Origin of the sequence: Pseudomonas sp. FSL R10-1339, assembly GCF_009600545.1 — a bacterium.
GTDB lineage: Bacteria > Pseudomonadota > Gammaproteobacteria > Pseudomonadales > Pseudomonadaceae > Aquipseudomonas > Aquipseudomonas bubulae.
In genome coordinates this window covers 29,015-51,090 of record NZ_WIVQ01000014.1, presented here as the reverse complement: position 1 = coordinate 51,090, position 22,076 = coordinate 29,015, and the positions used below count along the sequence as shown (strand labels likewise).

Annotated in this window: 21 protein-coding genes; 15 read left to right on the top strand and 6 right to left on the bottom strand. The window is 57.1% G+C overall.

Features of this window, described 5'->3' with window-relative positions; genetic code table 11:
- Positions 1-48: 48 nt before the first annotated feature.
- A complete protein-coding gene (locus GHO03_RS07065) occupies positions 49-507 on the bottom strand; it encodes a DUF721 domain-containing protein (protein WP_095001791.1) in 459 nt (152 codons plus the stop codon).
- Positions 508-814: 307 nt separating this feature from the next.
- Between GHO03_RS07065 and secA the strand changes: the two genes are divergently transcribed.
- The 4 genes from secA to GHO03_RS07045 all read left to right on the top strand — a co-directional run bounded on the left by secA (position 815) and on the right by GHO03_RS07045 (position 6,576).
- Positions 815-3,568 carry a preprotein translocase subunit SecA gene (gene secA / locus GHO03_RS07060; protein WP_095001790.1) on the top strand — a complete coding sequence of 918 codons (2,754 nt, stop codon included), beginning with the start codon at positions 815-817 and terminating at the stop codon, positions 3,566-3,568.
- 115 nt (positions 3,569-3,683) lie between these two features.
- Positions 3,684-4,901: a bifunctional glutamate N-acetyltransferase/amino-acid acetyltransferase ArgJ gene (argJ, locus tag GHO03_RS07055; RefSeq protein ID WP_153399459.1), complete on the top strand. Its 1,218-nt coding sequence runs from the start codon at positions 3,684-3,686 to the stop codon at positions 4,899-4,901.
- Between the two features lie 101 nt (positions 4,902-5,002).
- Positions 5,003-5,635: a glutathione S-transferase gene (locus GHO03_RS07050; protein WP_153399457.1), complete on the top strand. Its 633-nt coding sequence runs from the start codon at positions 5,003-5,005 to the stop codon at positions 5,633-5,635.
- Positions 5,632-6,576, top strand: coding sequence for a Nudix family hydrolase (locus GHO03_RS07045; protein ID WP_095021329.1), 945 nt, complete (start codon positions 5,632-5,634; stop codon positions 6,574-6,576). Before GHO03_RS07050 ends, GHO03_RS07045 begins: the two co-directional genes overlap by 4 nt.
- A gap of 159 nt (positions 6,577-6,735) precedes the next feature.
- Here the strand turns inward: GHO03_RS07045 and GHO03_RS07040 are convergent, their stop codons facing one another.
- From GHO03_RS07040 to GHO03_RS07030, 3 genes are read right to left on the bottom strand one after another with little or no spacing between them, the layout of a single operon-like run.
- The gene (locus GHO03_RS07040) at positions 6,736-7,317 is read right to left on the bottom strand and encodes a cob(I)yrinic acid a,c-diamide adenosyltransferase (protein WP_095001786.1); all 582 of its coding nucleotides are present in this window, start codon (positions 7,315-7,317) and stop codon (positions 6,736-6,738) included.
- A gap of 2 nt (positions 7,318-7,319) precedes the next feature.
- Complete coding sequence (locus GHO03_RS07035; RefSeq protein WP_095001785.1) at positions 7,320-9,356, bottom strand: ATP-binding protein; 2,037 nt, start codon at positions 9,354-9,356, stop codon at positions 7,320-7,322.
- Positions 9,357-9,403: 47 nt separating this feature from the next.
- Positions 9,404-10,369 (bottom strand): putative 2-dehydropantoate 2-reductase, encoded by a 966-nt coding sequence (locus tag GHO03_RS07030; protein WP_153399455.1) that lies wholly within the window; start codon positions 10,367-10,369, stop codon positions 9,404-9,406.
- 115 nt (positions 10,370-10,484) lie between these two features.
- Between GHO03_RS07030 and GHO03_RS07025 the strand changes: the two genes are divergently transcribed.
- Both GHO03_RS07025 and GHO03_RS07020 read left to right on the top strand, forming a co-directional pair.
- Complete coding sequence (locus GHO03_RS07025) at positions 10,485-10,970, top strand: YajQ family cyclic di-GMP-binding protein (RefSeq protein WP_007906601.1); 486 nt, start codon at positions 10,485-10,487, stop codon at positions 10,968-10,970.
- 136 nt (positions 10,971-11,106) lie between these two features.
- On the top strand, positions 11,107-11,949 hold the full coding sequence (locus GHO03_RS07020; RefSeq protein WP_153399453.1) for a mechanosensitive ion channel family protein: 843 nt from the start codon (positions 11,107-11,109) through the stop codon (positions 11,947-11,949).
- A gap of 268 nt (positions 11,950-12,217) precedes the next feature.
- Here the strand turns inward: GHO03_RS07020 and GHO03_RS07015 are convergent, their stop codons facing one another.
- Positions 12,218-13,510 (bottom strand): OprD family porin, encoded by a 1,293-nt coding sequence (locus GHO03_RS07015; RefSeq protein WP_153399451.1) that lies wholly within the window; start codon positions 13,508-13,510, stop codon positions 12,218-12,220.
- A gap of 781 nt (positions 13,511-14,291) precedes the next feature.
- On the opposite strand from GHO03_RS07015, the gene GHO03_RS07010 reads away from it, so the two are divergent.
- Positions 14,292-14,717, top strand: coding sequence for an HIT domain-containing protein (locus tag GHO03_RS07010; RefSeq protein ID WP_169916863.1), 426 nt, complete (start codon positions 14,292-14,294; stop codon positions 14,715-14,717).
- 2 nt (positions 14,718-14,719) lie between these two features.
- Positions 14,720-14,926 (top strand): SlyX family protein, encoded by a 207-nt coding sequence (locus GHO03_RS07005; protein WP_095019267.1) that lies wholly within the window; start codon positions 14,720-14,722, stop codon positions 14,924-14,926.
- A 68-nt stretch (positions 14,927-14,994) separates the two neighbouring features.
- Here GHO03_RS07005 and GHO03_RS25735 read toward each other — a convergent pair whose 3' ends face one another.
- The gene (locus GHO03_RS25735; RefSeq protein ID WP_095001779.1) at positions 14,995-15,597 is read right to left on the bottom strand and encodes a cold-shock protein; all 603 of its coding nucleotides are present in this window, start codon (positions 15,595-15,597) and stop codon (positions 14,995-14,997) included.
- A gap of 473 nt (positions 15,598-16,070) precedes the next feature.
- Here GHO03_RS25735 and GHO03_RS06995 point away from each other — a divergent pair, with 473 nt between their 5' ends.
- The 7 genes from GHO03_RS06995 (at position 16,071) to ruvB (ending at position 22,007) form a co-directional block, all read left to right on the top strand.
- Positions 16,071-16,433 carry a ribbon-helix-helix domain-containing protein gene (locus GHO03_RS06995; protein ID WP_153399449.1) on the top strand — a complete coding sequence of 121 codons (363 nt, stop codon included), beginning with the start codon at positions 16,071-16,073 and terminating at the stop codon, positions 16,431-16,433.
- Between the two features lie 180 nt (positions 16,434-16,613).
- Complete coding sequence (locus GHO03_RS06990; protein ID WP_029611571.1) at positions 16,614-16,835, top strand: FmdB family zinc ribbon protein; 222 nt, start codon at positions 16,614-16,616, stop codon at positions 16,833-16,835.
- 109 nt (positions 16,836-16,944) lie between these two features.
- On the top strand, positions 16,945-18,720 hold the full coding sequence (aspS, locus tag GHO03_RS06985) for an aspartate--tRNA ligase (RefSeq protein WP_016782225.1): 1,776 nt from the start codon (positions 16,945-16,947) through the stop codon (positions 18,718-18,720).
- A 109-nt stretch (positions 18,721-18,829) separates the two neighbouring features.
- Positions 18,830-19,576, top strand: coding sequence for a YebC/PmpR family DNA-binding transcriptional regulator (locus GHO03_RS06980; protein ID WP_016782226.1), 747 nt, complete (start codon positions 18,830-18,832; stop codon positions 19,574-19,576).
- A gap of 128 nt (positions 19,577-19,704) precedes the next feature.
- On the top strand, positions 19,705-20,229 hold the full coding sequence (gene ruvC / locus GHO03_RS06975; RefSeq protein WP_029611572.1) for a crossover junction endodeoxyribonuclease RuvC: 525 nt from the start codon (positions 19,705-19,707) through the stop codon (positions 20,227-20,229).
- A gap of 110 nt (positions 20,230-20,339) precedes the next feature.
- Positions 20,340-20,948 carry a Holliday junction branch migration protein RuvA gene (gene ruvA / locus GHO03_RS06970; RefSeq protein ID WP_095001777.1) on the top strand — a complete coding sequence of 203 codons (609 nt, stop codon included), beginning with the start codon at positions 20,340-20,342 and terminating at the stop codon, positions 20,946-20,948.
- Positions 20,949-22,007 carry a Holliday junction branch migration DNA helicase RuvB gene (ruvB, locus tag GHO03_RS06965; protein WP_095001776.1) on the top strand — a complete coding sequence of 353 codons (1,059 nt, stop codon included), beginning with the start codon at positions 20,949-20,951 and terminating at the stop codon, positions 22,005-22,007.
- Positions 22,008-22,076: the final 69 nt, after the last annotated feature.

The window sequence follows — 22,076 nt, the reverse complement described above, 5'->3', positions numbered from 1 at the left end:
TGTGGGAGCGAGCAGGCTCGCTCCCACAATGGGGCTTGATCAGGAGGATCAGTCGGGTTTTGGCCGCGCGTGGCTGGCCAGGCGTTCAAGGGCCGCGCGCAAGGCCGGGTCGGTAATGCCATCGGCCGTTGCCTGGATGGTCTGGGCGGCATCGACGGACAAATCCAGCGTATGCCCCGCGACCTTGGCCTGTACCGTGGGCGGCTGCACCTTGAACAAAATGCGGGTCAGGCTGGCGAACTCGTCGAATGCCTGCAGTTGGCGCAGCAGGCGCTTTTGCTGATAGCGCAGGCGAGTGGCCCAATGGCCGTCGGTCACGATCAGCAACAAACTCCCTTCACGCCATGAGGCAACGTGACAATGCTCCCTCGCGGCGGGCTGAAGCTGGCTTTCAAGTAGGCGTTGCAGGTGTGCCAGGCGCTTGGCATGGCCGAAAATAGCTTTTAGGGGCTTGGCCTCGCGGAGCAGGACGGAGGGTGCCCGTGCTGGATGTGGGCGAAATGCCATGTTCAAACACCTGATAAAACAGAGCTGCAATCTTAGCAGATGCCTGCCTCTCACTGGTCCGGGCTAAGGTAAATCTGAATTTATTTATGAAATCAATGAGTAACTTCTTGTGCAAACGGGTTGAAGTTCAGCAAAAAGCCCTTATTTTAGGGAGGCCCCTTCACAACGCAGTACCAGTATCGTGGAATAACGCCACTTTCCTCACCGCCGTTTCCGGGTAGAATGCTCGTTCGCATGCGGCCATCAGGGCTGCTCGGGCGACTCTCGGGGCCGCCCTCCATCCCTATGTGTGGAAGATCCTGCCGATATGTTTGCGCCTTTGTTAAAGAAACTTTTTGGAAGCAAGAACGAGCGCGAAGTTAAACGCATGCTCAAGACAGTACAGGTCGTCAATTCCTTCGAAGAGCAGATGGTTGCCCTGACCGATGAGCAATTGCGCGCCAAGACCGAAGAGTTCAAGGCCCGCATAGCCAAAGGTGAGACCCTCGACCAACTGCTGCCAGAAGCCTTTGCGGTCTGCCGTGAAGCCGGCAAGCGTGTCATGGGCATGCGTCACTTCGATGTACAGCTGATCGGCGGCATGACCTTGCATGAAGGCATGATCGCAGAAATGCGTACGGGTGAAGGCAAGACCTTGGTAGCAACCCTGGGCGTTTACCTCAACGCATTGTCGGGCAAGGGCGTTCACGTGGTAACCGTGAACGACTACCTGGCTCGCCGGGATGCCAACTGGATGCGCCCGCTCTACGAGTTCCTGGGCCTTACGGTCGGTGTCGTGACACCGTTCCAGCCACCTCAGGAAAAGCGCGAAGCCTATGCTGCCGATATCACTTACGGCACCAACAACGAGTTCGGTTTCGATTACCTGCGTGACAACATGGCTTTCAGCATGGAAGAAAAATTCCAGCGCGAGCTTAATTTCGCCGTAATCGACGAAGTCGACTCCATCCTTATCGATGAAGCCCGTACTCCGCTGATCATCTCCGGTCAGGCTGAAGACAGCTCCAAGCTGTACATTGAAATCAACAAGCTGATCCCTCGCCTTGAGCAACACATCGAGGAAGTGGAAGGCGAAGTCACCAAGGCTGGCCATTTCACCATCGATGAAAAGACCCGCCAGGTTGAGCTGAACGAAGCCGGTCACCAGTTCGTTGAAGACATGCTGACCCAGATCGGCCTGCTCGCCGAAGGCGAAAGCCTGTACTCGGCGCACAACCTGGGCCTGTTGACCCACGTGTACGCTGCACTGCGCGCCCACAAGCTGTTCCATCGCAACGTTGAATACATCGTTGAAGACGGTCAGGTATTGCTGGTCGACGAACACACTGGGCGTACCATGCCGGGTCGTCGTCTGTCCGAAGGCCTGCACCAGGCGATCGAAGCGAAGGAAGGCCTGAATATCCAGGCAGAGAGCCAGACCCTGGCCTCGACCACCTTCCAGAACTACTTCCGCCTGTACAACAAGCTGTCGGGCATGACCGGTACAGCAGACACCGAAGCGTTTGAATTCCACCAGATCTACGGTCTGTCGGTAATGGTCATCCCGCCGAACAAGCCGCTGGCGCGTAAAGACTACAACGACCTGGTGTTTCTCACTGCGGACGAGAAGTACGCGGCAATCGTGGCCGACATCAAGGACTGCATGGCCAAGGGTCGTCCGGTGCTGGTGGGTACGGCAACCATCGAAACCTCCGAGCACATGTCCAACCTTCTGAAGAAGGAAGGCATCGAGCACAAGGTTCTGAACGCCAAGTTCCACGAAAAAGAAGCAGAAATCATTGCACAGGCCGGTCGTCCGGGCGCGTTGACCATTGCAACCAACATGGCCGGTCGTGGTACCGACATCCTGTTGGGCGGCAACTGGGAAGTGGAAGTAGCTTCCCTGGAAAACCCTACACCTGAGCAGATCGCGCAGATCAAGGCCGACTGGCAAAAACGTCACCAGCAGGTGCTGGAGTCGGGTGGCCTGCATGTGATCGCTTCCGAGCGTCACGAATCGCGCCGTATCGACAACCAGCTGCGTGGCCGTGCCGGCCGTCAGGGTGACACCGGTTCCAGCCGTTTCTACCTGTCGCTGGAAGACAGCCTGATGCGTATCTTCGCCTCTGATCGGGTGAAGAACTTCATGAAGGCCCTGGGCATGCAGTCCGGCGAAGCGATTGAGCACCGCATGGTGACCAACGCGATCGAGAAGGCCCAGCGCAAGGTTGAAGGTCGCAACTTCGATATCCGCAAGCAATTGCTGGAGTTCGATGACGTCAACAACGAACAGCGTAAAGTGATTTATCACATGCGTAACACGTTGCTGGCAGCCGACAACATCGGTGAGACCATCGCCGACTTCCGCAAGGATGTACTGGACAGCACCGTAAGCGCTCATATTCCGCCACAATCGTTGCCGGAACAGTGGGACGTCAAAGGTCTGGAAGCGGCCATCGAAAGCGGCTTCGGGGTGAAACTGCCGATCCAGCAATGGCTCGACGAAGATGATCACCTGTACGAAGAAACCCTGCGTGAGAAGCTGCTGGCTGAATTGATTGCAGCTTACAACGAGAAAGAAGAGCAGGCCGGTGCTGAAGCACTGCGCACGTTCGAGAAGCAGATTGTGCTGCGCGTTCTGGATGACCTGTGGAAAGACCACCTGTCGACCATGGACCACCTGCGCCACGGTATCCACTTGCGCGGTTATGCGCAGAAGAACCCGAAGCAGGAGTACAAGCGCGAGTCGTTCAACCTGTTCTCCGAGCTGCTTGATTCGATCAAACGCGACTCGATCCGTGTGTTGTCCCACGTACAGGTTCGTCGTGAAGACCCGGTCGAAGAGGAGGCGCGCCTGCGCCAGGAAGCTGAAGACCTGGCTTCGCGCATGCAGTTCCAGCATGCTGAAGCGCCGGGCCTTGACCAGCCGGAGGCAATGGCCCAGGTGCTGCAAGGTGCTGACGTCGAAGATGTTGTGGCGGCAACCGAGCCTGTTCGTAGCGAGCAGAAGCTGGGTCGCAACGAGCTGTGCCACTGCGGCTCGGGCAAGAAATACAAGCACTGTCACGGGCAAATCAACTAAAGCCCGCTTCACCTGCTGAAACACCTGCGCCGCGACCGGCATTAGCCGTCGCGGCGTTTTACCATTGAATTCCCGTCCTTTTGCGGCGGCGCACAGAACTTTTTAGGAGCGCGTCATGGCTGTTGGTCTTGGTCCTTTGCCTGTTTTGCACCCGGTGGCCGGTTTTGAACTGGGTATCGCTTCTGCCGGTATCAAGCGCGCAGGGCGCAAGGACGTGGTGGTTATGCGCTGCGCCGAAGGCTCCAGCGTGGCGGGTGTTTTCACCCTGAATGCGTTTTGCGCGGCCCCTGTGATTCTGGCCAAACAACGTGTGCAAGGCCCGGTTCGCTATTTGCTGACCAACACGGGCAATGCCAACGCCGGTACCGGTGAGCCGGGGCTGATCGCTGCAGCCCGGACCTGCGCCAGGCTGGCTGAACTGACCGGCGTTGATGCCAGTGCCGTGCTGCCGTATTCCACCGGGGTGATCGGCGAGCCGCTGCCTGTCGAGAAGATCGAAGGCGCATTGCAAGCCGCGCTGGACGATTTGTCCGAGAACAACTGGGCCGAGGCTGCAACCGGCATCATGACCACCGACACCCTGCCAAAGGGTGCCAGCCGTCAGTTCGAGCATGAAGGCGTAACCATCACCGTGACCGGTATCAGCAAGGGTGCGGGCATGATTCGTCCAAATATGGCCACCATGCTGGGCTACATCGCCACCGACGCCAAAGTTGCCCGCGACGTGTTGCAAAACCTGCTGCTCGACGGTGCGAACAAGTCGTTCAACCGCATCACTATCGATGGCGATACTTCGACCAACGACTGCTGCATGCTGATTGCCACCGGCAAGGCTGCCCTGCCTGAAATTACAGAAGCCAGCGGCCCGCTGTTTGCCGCGTTGAAACGGGCGGTGCTGGAAGTCTGCATGGAGGTGGCGCAGGCCATCGTGCGTGACGGTGAGGGTGCGACCAAGTTTGTCACCGTTGAAGTAAATGGCGGCGCCAATCACCAGGAGTGCCTGGACGTGGGGTACACCGTTGCACACTCGCCGCTGATCAAGACCGCGCTGTTTGCCTCGGACCCGAACTGGGGCCGCATTCTGGCTGCAGTGGGCCGCGCAGGCGTGCCGGATCTGGACGTCAGCAAGATTGACGTGTTCCTGGGTGAAGTGTGCATTGCCAGCGGCGGCGCCCGTTCGGCCACTTACACCGAAGAGCAGGGCTCGGCAGTGATGGCTCGCGAAGAAATCACCATCCGCATCGAATTGGGTCGTGGTACCTGCAGCGAGACTATCTGGACCACTGACCTGTCCCACGAATACGTGAAAATCAACGCCGAGTACCGTACCTAAGTCGTCTCGACATCACGGGGTTGTCAGCCGATCCTGCGCGGGCAGCACCGTGATGCCTTGAGGGCATCAGATTTACCCCCTAATTCTCAAGGTGTCTGTGTATGAGCTTCCACCTGATCATTGGCGACAAGTTGCACTCTTCGTGGTCCCTGCGTGGCGCACTGGCGCTGGATCTGGCGGGTGCTGCCTACACCGAGACACTGATAAAACTGGGTCAGCCGGATACCCGGGCACTGATTCTGCAACACTCGGCAGCGGGTAAAGTACCGTTGCTCAAGACCGAACATGGCACCATCGCTGACTCGCTGGCGATTGCCGAATATCTGAATGAGCGTTTCCCTGCGGCCCAGTTATGGCCTGCAGATATCAAGGCACGGGCCCAGGCCCGATCGGCCTGTGCACAAATGCACAGCGGCTTTTTTGCGTTGCGGGGCAATCTGCCATTTGATTTGAGCCATGATCATGCGCTGGTACCCATGCCGGCCGAGGCTCAGGCCGACATCGAGCGCATCATTGCCTTGTGGGCAGAGTGCCGTGCTGTGGCCAGCGAACGCGGGCCGTACCTGTTCGGGCGGTTGAGTGTGGCTGATGCGTTTTTCGCGCCGGTGGCTGTGCGCCTTCGCACTTATCGCGTGGAGCTGTCAGCAGAAGATCAAGCGTATATCGACGCCATTTATCAATGGCCTGCGTTCAAAGCCTGGCAACAGGCCGGATTAGAGGAAGTACAAGGGTGAAACGAGTTCATGTGGCTGCGGCCGTTATCCGAGGCACAGACGGCAGCATTCTGATCGCTCGTCGCGCTGACACTCAGCATCAGGGCGGTCTGTGGGAATTTCCCGGCGGCAAGGTCGAGGCCGGGGAATCGGTCGAAGCTGCACTGGCGCGCGAGCTGAAAGAAGAGTTGGGCATTACGGTCGAGGTGGCCCGGCCCCTGATCAAGGTTCAGCATGACTATCCGGATAAGCAGGTTCTGCTGGATGTATGGGAAGTTTCGGCGTTTTCCGGCGAACCTCATGGCGTAGAAGGTCAGCCACTGGCTTGGGTCAGTCAGCGCGAGTTGGTGGACTACAGGTTCCCTGACGCCAATCAGCCCATTGTGGCCGCTGCCCGCTTGCCCGATCAGTACCTGATCACACCGGATGAGCTGGAGACCCCTGAGCTGTTGCGCGGTATCCAGAAGGCGATTGCAGGCGGGATCAGGCTGATTTCGTTGCGTGCCCCCAATGGGTACGACCCCAAGTACCGCGACCTGGCGGTGGACGCGACCGGCTTGTGTGCCGGCAAGGCGCAATTGATGCTCAAGGGGCCGTTGGAGTGGTTGGGGGATTTTCCTTCGGCCGGCTGGCATCTGACGGCCGCGCAATTGCGCAAGTACGCCGCCAAGGGTCGGCCATTGCCAAAAGACCGCTGGCTGGCAGCTTCATGCCATAACGCCGAGGAGCTGGCGCTGGCTGAACAGATGGATGTGGACTTCGTGACCCTGTCGCCGGTGCTGGCGACGCAGACCCACCCTGATGCACAGCCACTGGGCTGGGAGCAGGCGCAGCAATTGATCGCCAATTTCAGCAGGCCGGTATTTTTGCTGGGTGGGCTCGGCCCGGATGATCGCCAGCAGGCGTGGCAGATCGGTGCCCAGGGCGTGGCGGGTATTCGGGCGTTCTGGCCGCAGGTTTGATGTGATTCGGAGGCTGTTGCGGGTCCCGCGACGGCATGCACGTTCTGTTGGTTGTGGGAGCGAGCCTGCTCGCGAACGACCTTCGCGAGCAGGCTCGCTCCCACAGATTCAGTTTTTCCTGTAGTCGCTGACGAGTAGAGCGACTACAAATGAACGACATCAAGCCTTTGGTTTGGCTGCCGCCTGCCACAGGATCTCTGCAACCCCCTGGCGCTTGGCAATCAGGCGCGCGGCGACAAACAGCAAGTCAGACAAGCGATTGATATACGCCAGCCCCACACCTGCCAGTGGCTCCAATGCATTGAGCTGCTGGCAGCGGCGTTCGGCACTACGTGCCAGGCTGCGGCAAACATGGGCCTGGGCTATCAGGCTCGAGCCGCCGGGCAGAATGAAGTTCTCCAGTGGCCCCAGCTCCTCATTCCAGCGATCGATCGCAGTTTCAAGCCGTTCGATCTCGGCAGCGTTAAGTGCCTGATATTCCGGCATCGCCAACTCACCCCCCAGGTCAAACAAACGGTGCTGACACGGCTCAAGCACCTCGATCAGCTCGTTGAGCCCCGGCTGGCTGGCACTGTGCTCGATGAGCCCGGCCAGGAGCAGGCCGACCTGGCTGTTAAGCGTATCGACTTCGCCGATGGCTTCTATGCGCGGGTGATCCTTGGGCACACGGCGACCGTCGCCAAGCCCTGTTTCGCCCTTGTCGCCGGTGCGGGTATAAATTTTCGATAAGCGAAAGCCCATGGTTACATTTCCACGTTGGTTGGTTCGGGGGAGGCCGGCTGGTTGCCGGCCAAGGGCAGGCGCAGGGTAAAACAGGTGCCTTGGCCCTGGGTTGAGTGCACTTCCATTTGGCCCTTGTGGTTGTTGGTAATGATGAAGTACGACACGGACAGGCCAAGCCCTGTGCCCTGGCCAACTTCCTTGGTGGTGAAGAAGGGCTCGAAAATTCGTTTGCGCACCGCCTCGGGCATACCGGCACCGTTGTCTTCGACCTGTATTTCCGCCCAGGGCGGGTTGAGCCTGGTGCGCAGGGTTATGCGTCCCGGCTCGCTCTGATCGGCACGTTGATGAATGGCCTGGGCGGCGTTCTTCAGCAAATTGAGCAGCACCTGCTCCAGTTCGTTGGGGATGCCGGGCACCGGTCCCAGTTGCGGGTCGAACTGGCGAGTGATGGCTTGTCCCATAAAGTCAAAACCAATGGCCAGGTCGAAATCATTGCTGGCGATGTCCAGAGCCTGGTCAATCAGGGCCGACAGATCACAGGGGCTCATCTGCCGGTTGCTGCGGCGGCTGAAGCTGAGCATATGGGTGACAATTTTCGCCGCGCGTGCACCGGCCTGTTGAATGCCATCCAGTAGTTGCGGGATTTCCCGGGCCTGCAGGTAGTGGTTGACCACCTCCAGGTCGATGCCGGTCTGCTCGGCTTGTTCGATGTTCTTGGGCAACTCGCTCGACAGGCGCCTGCGAATGTTCTGTACGTTATGCAGGATCGCTCCCAGCGGATTGTTGATTTCGTGAGCCATGCCGGCAGCCAGCCCGCCTACGGAAAGCATTTTTTCCGATTGCACCATCATGTCTTCCAGCGACAGGCGCTGGGTGATGTCATCGATGCGGATCACCACGCCGCGTCCACCACCGCCCATCAGGGGGTAAAAGGTCAGGGCATAGTGGCGGGCTTCCTCGCCCTGATTCCAGGTGACGCGTTCAATTTTTGCGACCTGGTGGTGCTCAATGGTGTCTTTGAGTTGCGGCAGGAAGGGCTTGAGAGGTTCAAATGCCAGCTCGATGGGCTTGTTCAGGGCTTCATCCAGCTGCGTGCCGGAGAGGGCGCTGGCTTCCTGGTTCCATTGGGTGACATAGAGCTGTTCGTCCAGTGCAATCAGCGCCGAAGGCATGGAGTCGATGATGCAGTTGAGGTAGTTCTGAAAACCGGTAAGTTTTTTCTCGATTTTGCTGCGTACCTGGACTTCCAGTTCCAGCTTGCGATTGGTGTTGCGGGTTTCTTCGGCCAGCGACTGCGCTTGATCGTACGCCTGGCGGGCCTCGTCCCGTGCGCGTTTGAGCGCTTGATCGCGTACTTCAATGCGCGACAGCATGGTGTTGAATGCCTCAGCCAGGCTACCGATTTCGTCGTTGTTGCCGGGCGCCGCGCGCAATGCGTAGTTCTCCTCGCGAGTGACCTGGCGGGACAGTTCTTCAAGGCGGTGAATAGGCTGGGTAATCAGGCGCTTGATCTGCCGCGCCACCACGAACCAGAGCAAAGCGCTGATGATCAGAATGCCCAGGCTGGCCGTTAGCGTGCCGGTATAGAACGCCATTGGCAGTTCGCTGCTGGCGATCAGCAACAAATGCCCGGGGGGCTGGTCGCCGTTATGCAAGCGGGTGATTTGATGGCTGCGCAGTTCGGTGAGGCTCCAGGCCTCAAGTTGACGATAGTGCTCCGGAAGTGGCAGGTGTTCGCCGTGTTGCAGTTGTCCCAGCAGGTTGCCCGCGCTGTCATAAATGGCGGCAGCACGCAGGGGGGCGTAGCTGCCGATCTCGTTGAGCAGGGCTTTGGCGCTTTGCGGCGAGTCCAGTGCGTGGGTGATCAGGTCGGGGTTTGCGGTCAGCTTGCCCAGGGTTTGCAGGGCTTGCGGAGCCGTGCTCTCGTGGGAGATCCAGTACGCGACGCTGATAAACGTCAAGTTGGCCACCAGCAATACGGTGGCCAGCAAGGCGAGCAGGGCGGTCAGCAGCTTCTGGCCTACCGGGAGGTTTTCAAGGCGCTGGCGCAAGGGCATGAGATGGCCATTTGATAAAAGAACAGAAGGGCAGGGTAGCGCGGCCCTCAGTTGCAGGGCAATCCGCGCTGGCGCAGGTGTTCGCTCAAGCGTTGGTGCAGACCCTGCAGACAGGGGACGCCGAACGATCGGTTGCGGGCGGCAGTGCAAGCGTAGCCCAGCAAGTAACTGATTTCGGTGCGCCGGCCCTGGCTGACATCTTGGTGCATCGATGAATAATTGTTGGCTGTCGCCTGGATGACCCGGTGCACCTCGGTGGCCAGGTCGATGGCGGCTTCTGCCTGGCCGCAGTGTTCCAGCAAGGCGCTGAGTTCGGCGCACAGGGTGTTCACTTCGGCATCATGGGCTTGCAAGCCGCCGTTGCGGCAATCATGGAGCACCGTCAGTGGGTTAATCGCACAGTTTAGTGCCAGTTTGCGCCACAACCTGCTCAGAATATTCGGGCTCCATTCATTGGCAATGGCGCTGAGTTGAAGCTCTTCCAGCCATTGAGGGGCAGGGCCATGACGTGGGTCGCCCAGCCAGGTATGGCCACGCCCGGCAAACACTACGCGCCAGTCGCCATCGCGATAGGCGCCTTCAGTGCTGGAGGCGAAGATGCAACGCGCGTGGGGTACCTGCGCAGCGACGGCCTGCTGGCTGCCGAGGCCATTTTGCAACAGGATCAGTTCGGCACCCGGGCTCAGGCGCCCGGCGATTTGCTTGACCGCCTGCTCGGCGTCGTATGCCTTGCAGGTGACCAGCAAGCGCTGGATAGGCTCGTCGGTTTCAGGGGTTTGTGCGCTGATGGGCCAGTGTTGCGAATCTTCGCCTTCAATCAGGGTCAACTTTTGCACGGCTTTATAGGCTTGCAGGCGGTCGTCGTTGCGCAGAATGAGGGTGACGGGCAGGCCGGCGCGTGCCAGTCGTGTTGCCCACAGCATCCCCATGCTGCCTGCACCGAGAATGTGCCAGGTGGTGCTAGCCCGTGCCGGTGCGTTTGGGGGATTTTGGGGGATGGCCGAATCTGGCATGTGAGCTCGCAAGTGAATGAAGTCGAAGAACCGCTATAATGCCCGCGCATTTTAACTGTCAGGTCAGGCGTGCTCCATCAGTGTTGAGCGCGCCGTTTATTATTGGAGGAATTACATGCCGTCGTTCGACGTGGTATCCGAACTGGACAAGCACGAAGTCACCAACGCCGTCGAGAACGCCGTCAAGGAGCTGGATCGTCGTTATGACCTCAAGGGCAAGGGTACTTTCGAGTTCAAGGAAAAGGATTTGACGGTCAACTTGACCGCTGAAGCCGACTTCCAGCTCGAAGCCATGATCGAGATCCTCAAGCTGGCACTGGTCAAGCGCAAGATCGACGTTCAGTGCCTTGAGGTCAAGGACGCTTACGCTTCGGGCAAACTGATGAAGCAGGAAGCGGTGCTCAAGGAAGGTATTGATAAAGAGCTGGCGAAAAAGATCGTCGCTCATGTCAAGGACGCCAAGCTCAAGGTTCAGGCCGCCATTCAGGGCGAGCAAGTGCGTATCACGGGTAAAAAACGTGATGACCTGCAGGAAGCCATCGCTGCGTTGCGTGCCAAGACGTTCGACATGCCGCTGCAGTTCAACAACTTCCGCGACTGATCACCACCCGGGGAACCTCTGGCGATCATTGACGTCCGATTTTCCTGGGCGCTGCAGAAACGATTGAGCTGCCAGGGTGGCTCGATCGTTTTGCTGAATAAATGACGCTGGCTGGTAATGGCGTGAGGAGATAAAAATGGATTTGAACACTGAAGTTGATCAATTGATCAAGGCCTCCCAGGCCTGGGTTCCGATGATCATGGAGTACGGCAGTCGCGTGCTGCTGGCACTGGTTACCCTGGCTGTCGGCTGGTGGCTGATTAACCGCCTGACGACCAAGATCGGTCAGTTGCTGGCGTTGAGAAAGGCGGATCTTGCGCTGCAGGGCTTTATCAGCAGCCTGGCCAATATCATTCTCAAGATATTGCTGATTATCAGTGTTGCATCGATGATCGGTATTCAGACCACCTCGTTTGTGGCAGCCATCGGTGCGGCAGGTCTGGCCATTGGCCTGGCATTGCAGGGCAGCCTGGCCAACTTTGCAGGTGGGGTACTGATTCTGTTGTTCCGCCCGTTCAAGATCGGTGACTGGATCGAAGCTCAAGGTGTAAGCGGGACTGTCGACAGCATTCAGATTTTCCACACGGTGCTGCGTACCGGTGACAACAAAACCGTCATCGTGCCAAACGGTAACCTGTCCAACGGCATCATCACCAACTACAACCGTCAGCCGACGCGCAAGGTGGTGTTTGATGTGGGTGTGGACTACGAGGCGGACCTGCAGAAGGTGCGTGAAGTGTTGTTGGCGCTGGCCGATGACCCGCGCGTGCTGAAGCAGCCTGCTCCGGTCGTTGTGGTGACTGCCTTGGGCGACAGTGCTATCACCATGTCGCTGCGGGTTTGGGTCAACACCCCGGATTACTGGGATGTACTCTTTATGCTCAACGAGCATTCGCGTGACCGCTTAAAGGCTGAAGGTATTGATATTCCTTTTCCGCAGCGTGTAGTACGTGTGGTTCAGGAAGTAGCGGCGCAATAAGGCTGGGAACTGCACCTGATTATTGAGTCAGGTCTGGATAAACAATTAAAGGGGCTAAGGCCCCTTTAATTGTTTTTGTCGCTTGTGGTCGCCGCTGCGAATGCAAGATCGGACATATATGTATAACTGATAATTAGTTGCATTCGACTCTGTTAGTTAGCTTGCTATATAACTTGGTTTTATGTCGGCAAATAAAAAGCCACGCCCTGAGACAGGTGCGTGGCTTTCACTAAACAGTGTGTTTGCAACTAGAGCCCTTAGGCCTTGGTTACAAGATGTTCAGTGGGTACTCGGCAATGATACGTACGTCGTTGTTGTCTGTGCCGTTCACGCTGTTGTTGCCGTTGGTGCGGTAAACCGCGCTACGCAGACGCAAGGACAGGTCTTTGGCCGGGCCTTCCTGCAATACGTATTTGGTCTCGAAGTCGAACTCGTGCTCTTTGCCTTCGCCCGTGCTGGTGGAGATGTTGTCACCTTTCACGTAGCGAGCCATGAAGCTCAGGCCTGGCACGCCGTAGCTGGCCATGTTCAGGTCGTAGCGACCCTGCCAGGAGCGTTCGTCACGCTGGTTGAAGTCGGAATATTGCACGGAGTTGGCGAGGAAAATAGTACCGCCGCCGTCTACGCTGTAGTAGTAAGCGCTGTCACCGGTGGAGCGCTGGTGAGCGATGGTGAACTTGTGGGCGCCCAGGCTATAGGCGGCTGCCAGGCTCCAGATTTTGTTGTCAACGTCGCCGGCGCGTTCCTGACCCTGGCTCGAGGTTCTGTAGCCGTTGAAGTCGAAGTTCAGGGCTTGAGACTCTGCGATTGGCAGGGTGTAGTTCAGGTTGATGTACTGCTTCTTGAAGTAGTCATCAACATCGGATGCGGCAATGCCGCCGACGAAGTTGTCAGTGAACTGGTAGGTTGCGCCGGCAATATTGGCGGCGGTCAGGCCTGGCTCACCTTTGCCGTTGATGCTGTCACGGGCCATGCCAGTCTGGGAGCTCAGTGCGGTGAAGCGACCTGCGGTCAGCTCCAGGCCTTTGATTTCCTTGCTGGTGATCAGGGTGCCGGTAGCAACCTCAGGCAGCAGGCGGCTGTCGTCAGTGGAGAAAACCGGGCTGGCGACGAACTGGTTGCCGTATTTCAGCTCGGTGTCGGACAGGCGGAATTTGACCGCGCCGCCGATTTTCCCTTGGGTATCTTCAGGGGAGCCATCGCTTTTGCTGGCGAACAGGCCGTTGCCCTGGCGACCGGCACCGCCATCCAAGCGTGCAGTACCCATGGCGAAAGCATCAACACCGACACCAATGGTGCCTTGGGTGAAGCCGGACTGGTAGTTAAGCAGCTCGCTCAGGCCCCAATCTTCACGGTAGCCGCTTTTGAACGAACCATCGTCCTGCTTCTTGTTGCCAGCACCGTTACGGAAGTCGCGGTTCATGTACAGCATGCGGGTTTTGGAAGTCAGAGTGCTGTCTTCAACGAAACCTTTTGCGTCGTCCTGGGACGAAGCCATTGCGAACTGAGTAGTGCCGGCTGAAACAGCCAGGGCGATCATGCTCCACTTCATCACGCGCATCGTGATTTGCTCCTTTGGTTTTTAGGAAGAGTACTGCCGTCCCACCTGAATTATTATCTGGGCGGCTCTTTCTTTTTGTGTCGGCGCAAACTTATATCACGCCGGCAATATTGGCGATACTTGCTCTCATAACCTTTCAGCTTCTTTACAGCCATGTCGCAAATGGCACCCCACATGTCGCAAGCGCGCCGCTTAGAGCCTTGTTTGAGCATCTATTCAGTACTGTTTCCAGTGTTGGGCATATGATTGATTTCATGTTGCCTACAATGAAAACTCAAAATTCCTACTGTTTAGCTATTGTTATTTATCGTCAGGTTGCTGTGCTCCTGCTCAGGCCTGGCGACTGTGTCAATGATCTATGCAACAAGCGTGCTCAAATTCCTGCCTGGATGAAAAATAAATAATATTCTGCGTTTTTGAGCTATGAGGCCTGATCTTGCTTGGGTCAAACGGCGATAAAGCTGCCTTCAGGGTGTTGTTTTTTGTTGCAAGGAGTGGTGCCTGTCCCGGATTTACGCCTTAAGCGTTACCGGTTAACACCCGCTGGGGTGGCAGGTGACGTTTTGGCGCGCTTGAAACATGCGCTTTGTGCAGTTTTGGTGCATAAGTGTTCGAGCACTGTTGCTTGGGCGTGCAGCGCCGCATTTGCGGTGCGTGCAGGGCTGGAGGCGTGATGCCAGTCGCAATCAAGGGTATCCTTGATTCCTGTCGTCTGGCCTGCGGTGAGTGTCACCGGGTGCCGGGTTGTGCTGAAATGAACGGTCAAACAGGAGAGCTCCCAGTGTTCGCTTTGGATACACGTCTTCAAGAGGATACCTGGCTGATAGGGGACTTCCCCTTGTGCCGCTTGCTGCTTTCCAATGATTCGAATTACCCCTGGTTTATCCTGGTGCCGCGACGCGAGGGTATAACTGAACTGTTTCAATTGGATGACGCCGACCAACAGCGGATGTGGGCTGAGACCACGGCTTTGGCGCGGGTGCTGAAAGAGTCGTACGGTGCGGATAAAATCAATGTTGCCACCCTGGGTAATGTCGTCAGTCAGTTGCACATGCATGTGATTGTTCGTTACCGGGCTGATGTGGCATGGCCAGGGCCTGTCTGGGGCAAGCATCCTGCAAAACCCTATGCGCCGGCAGAGGTGCGTGCTATCCGGGACAGGCTGGCATCGGCTCTTGATGCAAGTTTTACTATTTCGGAGGGTTGATCGTGACGCTTGAAGCGCGAGTGATGGACCTTGAAAGCCGCGTGGCTTTTCAGGATGACACCATTCAGGCATTGAATGATGTACTGGTGGCCCAGCAGAACACCGTGGATCGTCTGCAGATGCAGATGGCCGCCTTGCTCAAGCGCCAGGAGGAAATGGGCGGGCAGTTCGAGTCGTTTGAAGAAGAGGCTCCGCCACCGCACTATTGATTGTTTTGTGCAGGCATAAAAAAACCGCGATTCAGCCTGGCTGATCGCGGTTTTTTTTCAGGCTTGAATCAGCGGCGCGGCAATGCTGCGATCACGTCTTCGGCCTGCAGGCCCTTGTCGCGGTTCATGACCGAGAACTCGACACGTTGCCCTTCCACCAAAACACGGTGGCCCTCGCCACGAATGGCGCGGAAGTGTACAAAAATATCATCACCGGAATCTCGGGAGATAAAGCCGAAACCCTTTGAGGTGTTGAACCATTTGACAGTCCCTGTATCGCGGTTGGTCATGTCATAGCTTTGCGAGGACGACGAAGGTGACGATTTATAGAAGCTGACAGCAAGATGAAGCAGTACGGCAATAACAGCAGGTGTCAGGCCCAGGAGAACAGCGGGCTGATCACCAATCGGCAGCAGCAGGCCGAACAGGGTCAGGGTCTGCAGGACAACGGACAGTACCAGCAGCGCACTGACCAGATTCTGCAGTTGATGGCGCGGGCCTTTATTCCAGAATGGAATGACTGGGGCCAGTGTCAGGTTCAGCAGGCCAAAAAACGCCAGGTAAAGGGCATCAGGATGTTGTAGGTAAGGTAAAGCTTCAGATTGCAGGCTGGGAATAAAGGACAGCAGCAAAGCCGCTGCACCCGTTATCAGGTGGACGATTTTCAACATTTCAATGACTCACATTAAGATAGATCGCAAGGAAGAGCTGATTGCGCACGGTTCGCTTCAGAAAAAATGGAGGCGCTGGACACGTGAGTTCATCAGCCTATGCGCCCTCGCCGGAGGCGAAAATTGGGCAACACGCTGCCTATTTAACAGCAAAGCTTGGGTCTACTCAAATTAAGCGTATGGGTCTATCTGTGAGTGAGACTGTTCGATGAGGCCTAGGCAAAATCAGCTTATTACGAAAGCCTTGTCTTAGACGCATGTAGGCCTCTGGTCTGGGGGTTGGGGGGTGGTGTGATCTGATGGGGGTGCTGCCTGCTCCGTCCATGACCATATTCGCCGCACGTAGCGAGAGCGCTCCTACAGATTTGCGGGTTTGATCCGCTGGATAAGAATTTTTACATGTCGTTTTATGAGGCAAGTTCTTTGAAAAAAGAGTAATCAAATCCAATGATGCGCAATGGAGTGCTTTTGCGATGGGGCGATTGATGCGGCAAGAAAATGCCGGGTGCAGATTAATGCAGAGGGTCAGGATTGACCCTGCCATTCTGGATTTTGGCATCACGCTGGCCCGGCCATTATCACGTTCAGTACGGTTGAATGGCTTTGCCACCTGTTTGCGGCTTGAGGAAGTGTATTGGGAGGTGTTGTCCGATATGTCACGTATCAACAAGTGTTCAATAAATACGCTGCTGTCCTATATCGACCTGGAGGTTCACTTGCGCCATGGCGGGGTGAAGAACTTCAGTGGGTTCATTCGGGTCGTCTGCGTCATGCATTTGTTGAAAATGGGTCGCGGCCTTCAGGAGGTAAAACAGCAGCAGGTGTTTGCGGGTTGAAGGCCGCAGCCGGCTGGAGGTGCATGCTCGACGGCTTGTAATCGCCCAATATTTATGATGCATTTAGGCGCTTCTGGCTGTTCATGCGGCTGCAATGGCTCGATTTACCAGATATAATCTCGCTCTTTGCTGTGCGGCCCTGCTTAAGGGTTGCCGCTAACGGATTGTCGAGACACGCCAATGCCCATGTACGATTACCAGTGCGCTTCCTGTGGTCATCAGCTGGAAGCCATTCAAAAGATCAGCGCTGCACCGCTGGTTGATTGTCCAGCCTGTCAGGCCCCCGAGCTGAAGAAAATGCTGTCCATGCCGGGTTTCCGCCTTAGCGGTACAGGCTGGTATGAAACAGACTTCAAGACAGGCTCGAAAAAGAATCTGGCAGGCGGCGATAAATCCGACTGAGGTCTAGCGAAAGCAGTCAGAACACAAGCGGGCTCTTGCAAGGTTACCAGCACCGACGGTGCGCAAGACCTCCACCGAATTTCGAATTACGAGAAGTGAAACCACTACCATGATGCGCAGCCATTATTGCGGCCAACTGAACGAAAGCCTGGACGGCCAGGAAATTACCCTTTGCGGATGGGTTCACCGTCGCCGTGACCACGGTGGGGTGATTTTCCTCGATATCCGTGATCGTGATGGTCTGGCCCAGGTGGTTTTCGACCCGGATCGCGCTGAGACCTTCGCCGCTGCCGACCGTGTGCGCAGCGAGTATGTTGTCAAGATCACCGGCAAGGTACGTCTGCGTCCTGCCGGTGCAGGCAATACCAACATGGCGTCGGGCATGATCGAAGTGCTGGGCTATGAGCTGGAAGTGCTGAACGAAGCAGAAACCCCGCCATTCCCGCTTAACGAATTCTCGGATGTCGGCGAAGAAACCCGTTTGCGCTACCGCTTTATCGACTTGCGTCGCCCGGAAATGCTCGAGAAGCTGCGCCTGCGTTCGCGCATGACCACCAGCATTCGTCGTTACCTGGACGAAAACGGCTTCCTGGACGTTGAAACACCGATCCTGACCCGTGCCACCCCTGAAGGCGCACGTGACTACCTGGTGCCTAGCCGTACTCACGCCGGTTCGTTCTTTGCACTGCCGCAATCGCCACAGCTGTTCAAGCAGTTGCTGATGGTGGCCGGTTTTGACCGTTACTACCAGATCGCCAAGTGCTTCCGCGACGAAGACCTGCGTGCTGACCGTCAGCCTGAGTTCACTCAGATCGACATCGAAACCAGCTTCCTCGATGAAAAAGACATCATGGGCCTTACCGAAGGCATGATCCGCAACCTGTTCAAGGAAGTGCTGGATCTGGAATTCGGCGAATTCCCGCACATGACCTTCGAAGAGGCCATGCGCCGCTACGGCTCCGACAAGCCTGACCTGCGTAACCCGCTGGAACTGGTTGACGTTGCCGATCAGCTCAAAGACGTGGATTTCAAAGTGTTCAGCGGCCCGGCCAACGATCCTAAATGCCGTATTGCGGCCCTGCGGGTTCCGGGTGCTGCAAGCATGCCGCGCAAGCAGATCGACGACTACACCAAGTTTGTCGGCATCTACGGTGCCAAAGGCCTGGCGTACATCAAGGTCAACGAGCGCGCCAAAGGCGTGGAAGGTCTGCAGTCGCCGATCGTTAAAAACATCCCTGAGGCCAACCTGAACGTGATCCTGGATCGCGTCGGTGCCGTCGATGGCGATATCGTGTTCTTCGGTGCCGACAAGGCCAAGATCGTCAGCGAGGCCCTGGGCGCGCTGCGTATCAAGGTGGGTAACGACCTGAACCTGCTGACCTGCGAGTGGGCCCCTATGTGGGTGGTCGACTTCCCGATGTTCGAAGAGAACGACGACGGCAGCTTCAGCGCCTTGCACCACCCGTTCACTGCACCGAAGTGCTCGCCTGAAGAGCTGGAAGCCAACCCGGCAACCGCGATCTCCCGTGCCTACGATATGGTCTTGAACGGTACCGAGCTGGGTGGCGGTTCGATCCGTATCCACCGCAAGGAAATGCAGCAAGCGGTATTCCGCCTGCTGGGTATCGAAGAAGCCGAGCAGGAAGAGAAATTCGGCTTCCTGCTGGACGCCCTGAAGTACGGCGCGCCGCCCCATGGTGGCCTGGCCTTCGGTCTGGATCGTCTGGTCATGCTGATGACCGGTGCACAATCGATTCGTGAAGTGATTGCCTTCCCGAAAACCCAGAGTGCTGCCTGTGTCATGACACAAGCACCTGGCGTGGTTGACGCCAAAGCGTTGCGCGAGCTGCATATTCGTTTGCGCGAACAAGCCAAGGCAGAGTAAGTCTGACCTTCAAAGGCGCATCTTCGGGTGCGCCTTTGCATTTGGGGTCGAGAATTTTTATTGTCAGGCCTTGGCCTGGCAAGGTTTTTAAAGGGATTCGGAGTGCGTTATGGCAGGTCATTCTAAGTGGGCGAACATCAAGCACCGCAAAGAGCGTCAGGATGCCAAAAAAGGCAAGATTTTCACCAAGTGGATCCGTGAACTGACCGTTGCTGCCCGTCAAGGTGGCGGCGATCCGAGTTCCAATCCGCGCCTGCGTCTGGCGCTGGACAAGGCCCTTGGGGCGAACATGAGTCGCGATATCATTGATCGCGCCGTGGCCCGTGGTGCCGGTGCGGCTGATACCGATGACATGGTCGAATTGAGCTACGAAGGCTATGGCCCGGGTGGCGTAGCCGTAATGGTCGAGTGCATGACCGACAACCGTAACCGTACTGCCGCGGCTGTACGCCATGCGTTCAGCAAGTGTGGCGGCAACCTGGGTACTGACGGTTCTGTTGCCTATCTGTTCGAGCGCAAGGGCCAGATCTCCTATGCAGCCGGCGTTGATGAGGATGCCTTGATGGAAGCCGCGATGGAGGCCGATGCCGACGACGTGGTGACCAACGAAGATGGCTCCATCGATGTGTTCACGTCGTTCTCCAGCTTCTATGCCGTGCGTAACGCCCTGGAAGCGGCAGGGTTCAAGCCGACGGATGCTGAAATCGTCATGTTGCCGACCACCAGTGCCGAGCTTGATCTGGAGGGCGCAGAAAAGGTTCTCAAGTTGATCGACATGCTTGAAGACCTGGATGACGTCCAAAACGTCTACTCCAATGCTGAAATCCCTGACGCCGTCCTGGAACAGCTTGCCTGAGCGATTGCGTCAATCAAGAGGCCGGAGGTGCTCCGTCGCGACAATCGCGGCGCTGGGCACCTCCGGCTTCTGCCTTTAAGCTGTCCGGGTATGTGCCGGTGGGCATCACTTCATAAGCTGTAGGCGTTATGACTCTTATTCTTGGTATCGATCCGGGTTCGCGAATCACCGGTTATGGCGTCGTGCGAGACACTGGGCGTGGCTGTGTGTACGTGGCTTCGGGATGTATTCGTACGGGGAGCGGCGAACTGCATGAGCGGTTGCAGATCGTCTATCGTGGGGTGCGTGAGGTTATTCAGACGTACGGTCCTGTCACCATGGGCATCGAAAAGGTGTTTATGGCCCGCAATGCCGATTCGGCTCTCAAGCTGGGGCAGGCCAGGGGCGCGGCCATTGTTGCGGGAGCCGAAGAAAACCTGGAGATCGCCGAGTATTCGGCAACCCAGGTCAAGCAGGCGGTGGCGGGTACAGGTGGCGCCAATAAAGAACAGGTGATGATGATGGTCATGCACCTGCTCAAGCTGACCAGCAAGCCGCAAATCGATGCGTCGGATGCCCTTGCGATTGCCTTGTGCCATGCCCACACTCGCTCCAGCTTGCTGCCCCACGGGCTGGGTGCGGCCCGTAGCCGTGGCGGGCGTTTGCGCCTGTGAAACGCAATTTTTAACTGGATTGGGCTACCTGGCAGGGCTTCATCTGTAATGATGCGGCTCTGTCTTTGTATTTGTCAGCCATTGATCTGGCCAGTGAAAGGATCTGAAACGTGATTGGACGCTTGCGCGGCACTCTGGCTGAAAAACAGCCGCCGCACCTGATTCTCGATGTAAACGGCTTGGGTTATGAGCTGGAAGTACCGATGACCACGCTTTATCGATTACCGTCTGTCGGCGAGCCACTGACCCTGCATACCCATCTTGTGGTTCGCGAAGACGCCCAGTTGCTCTATGGTTTCATAGGCAAGCGCGAGCGTGACTTTTTTCGTGAGCTGATCCGGCTCAACGGCGTCGGCCCCAAGCTGGCGCTGGCGTTGATGTCCAGCCTGGAAGTCGACGAGCTTGTGCGCTGTGTGCAGGCTCAGGACACATCGGCCTTGACCAAGGTTCCGGGGGTGGGCAAAAAGACCGCGGAACGACTGCTGGTAGAGTTGAAGGATCGTTTCAAGGCGTGGGAGCAAGTACCCAGCATGTTCGCCCTGGTCCCTAATCAGCCGGATGCTCCGGTGCCGGTCGCCAGCGCTGAAAGTGATGCGGTGAGTGCCTTGATCTCCCTGGGCTATAAGCCTCAGGAAGCGAGCAAGGCGGTTTCTGCGATCAAGGATAAAACGTTGAGCAGTGAAGACATGATTCGCCGAGCCCTCAAGGGGATGATTTAAGTGATTGAAGCTGATCGACTGATTACAGCCTCAAGCGGGCGGGACCGGGAAGAAGTTCAGGATCGGGCGATTCGGCCTCTGAGCCTGGCCGACTATATTGGCCAGCCCACCGTTCGCGAGCAGATGGAGCTGTTTATCCAGGCTGCGCGCGGGCGTGCCGAATCGCTGGATCACACATTGATCTTTGGGCCACCCGGGCTGGGCAAGACGACGCTGGCCAACATCATCGCCCAGGAAATGGGCGTATCGATCAAGAGCACTTCCGGGCCTGTTCTGGAGCGCCCGGGTGATCTGGCTGCGCTGCTGACCAATCTCGAGCCCCATGATGTGCTCTTTATCGATGAAATCCATCGCCTTTCACCCATTGTCGAGGAAGTGCTTTACCCGGCCATGGAGGACTTCCAGCTCGATATCATGATTGGCGAAGGGCCAGCTGCGCGTTCCATCAAACTCGATCTGCCGCCTTTTACCCTGGTGGGGGCGACCACGCGCGCCGGGATGCTGACCAACCCGTTGCGTGATCGTTTCGGGATTGTTCAGCGGCTGGAGTTCTATAGTACTGACGACCTGGCGACGATTGTCAGTCGCTCGGCGGGTATCTTCGGTTTGCCGCTCGACCCTGAAGGTGCGTATGAAATTGCCCGGCGGGCTCGCGGGACACCGCGTATCGCCAACCGTTTGCTGCGTCGTGTGCGGGATTTTGCCGAGGTGCGTGCCAAGGGGCATATCACCAAGCCGGTCGCTGACCTGGCGTTGAACCTGCTGGACGTAGATGAGCATGGTTTTGATCATCAGGACCGGCGATTGCTGCTGACCATGATCGAGAAGTTCGATGGCGGGCCTGTGGGAGTCGATAGCCTTGCCGCAGCAATCAGCGAAGAGCGTCATACGATTGAAGATGTGCTGGAGCCGTATCTGATTCAGCAGGGTTACATCATGCGTACGCCGCGTGGTCGCGTTGTGACCCGGCATGCGTATTTGCACTTTGGTTTAAACATTCCGTCACGATTAGGCGATATGCCTGTGGTAGACGAATTTCTGAATGCTTTGGATGATTAATAAGCCGTTAGCGGTCGATTTTTTTAAGGTTTTTGCTGTCTCAAGGACTGGCGCTGAAAATCTTCGGTC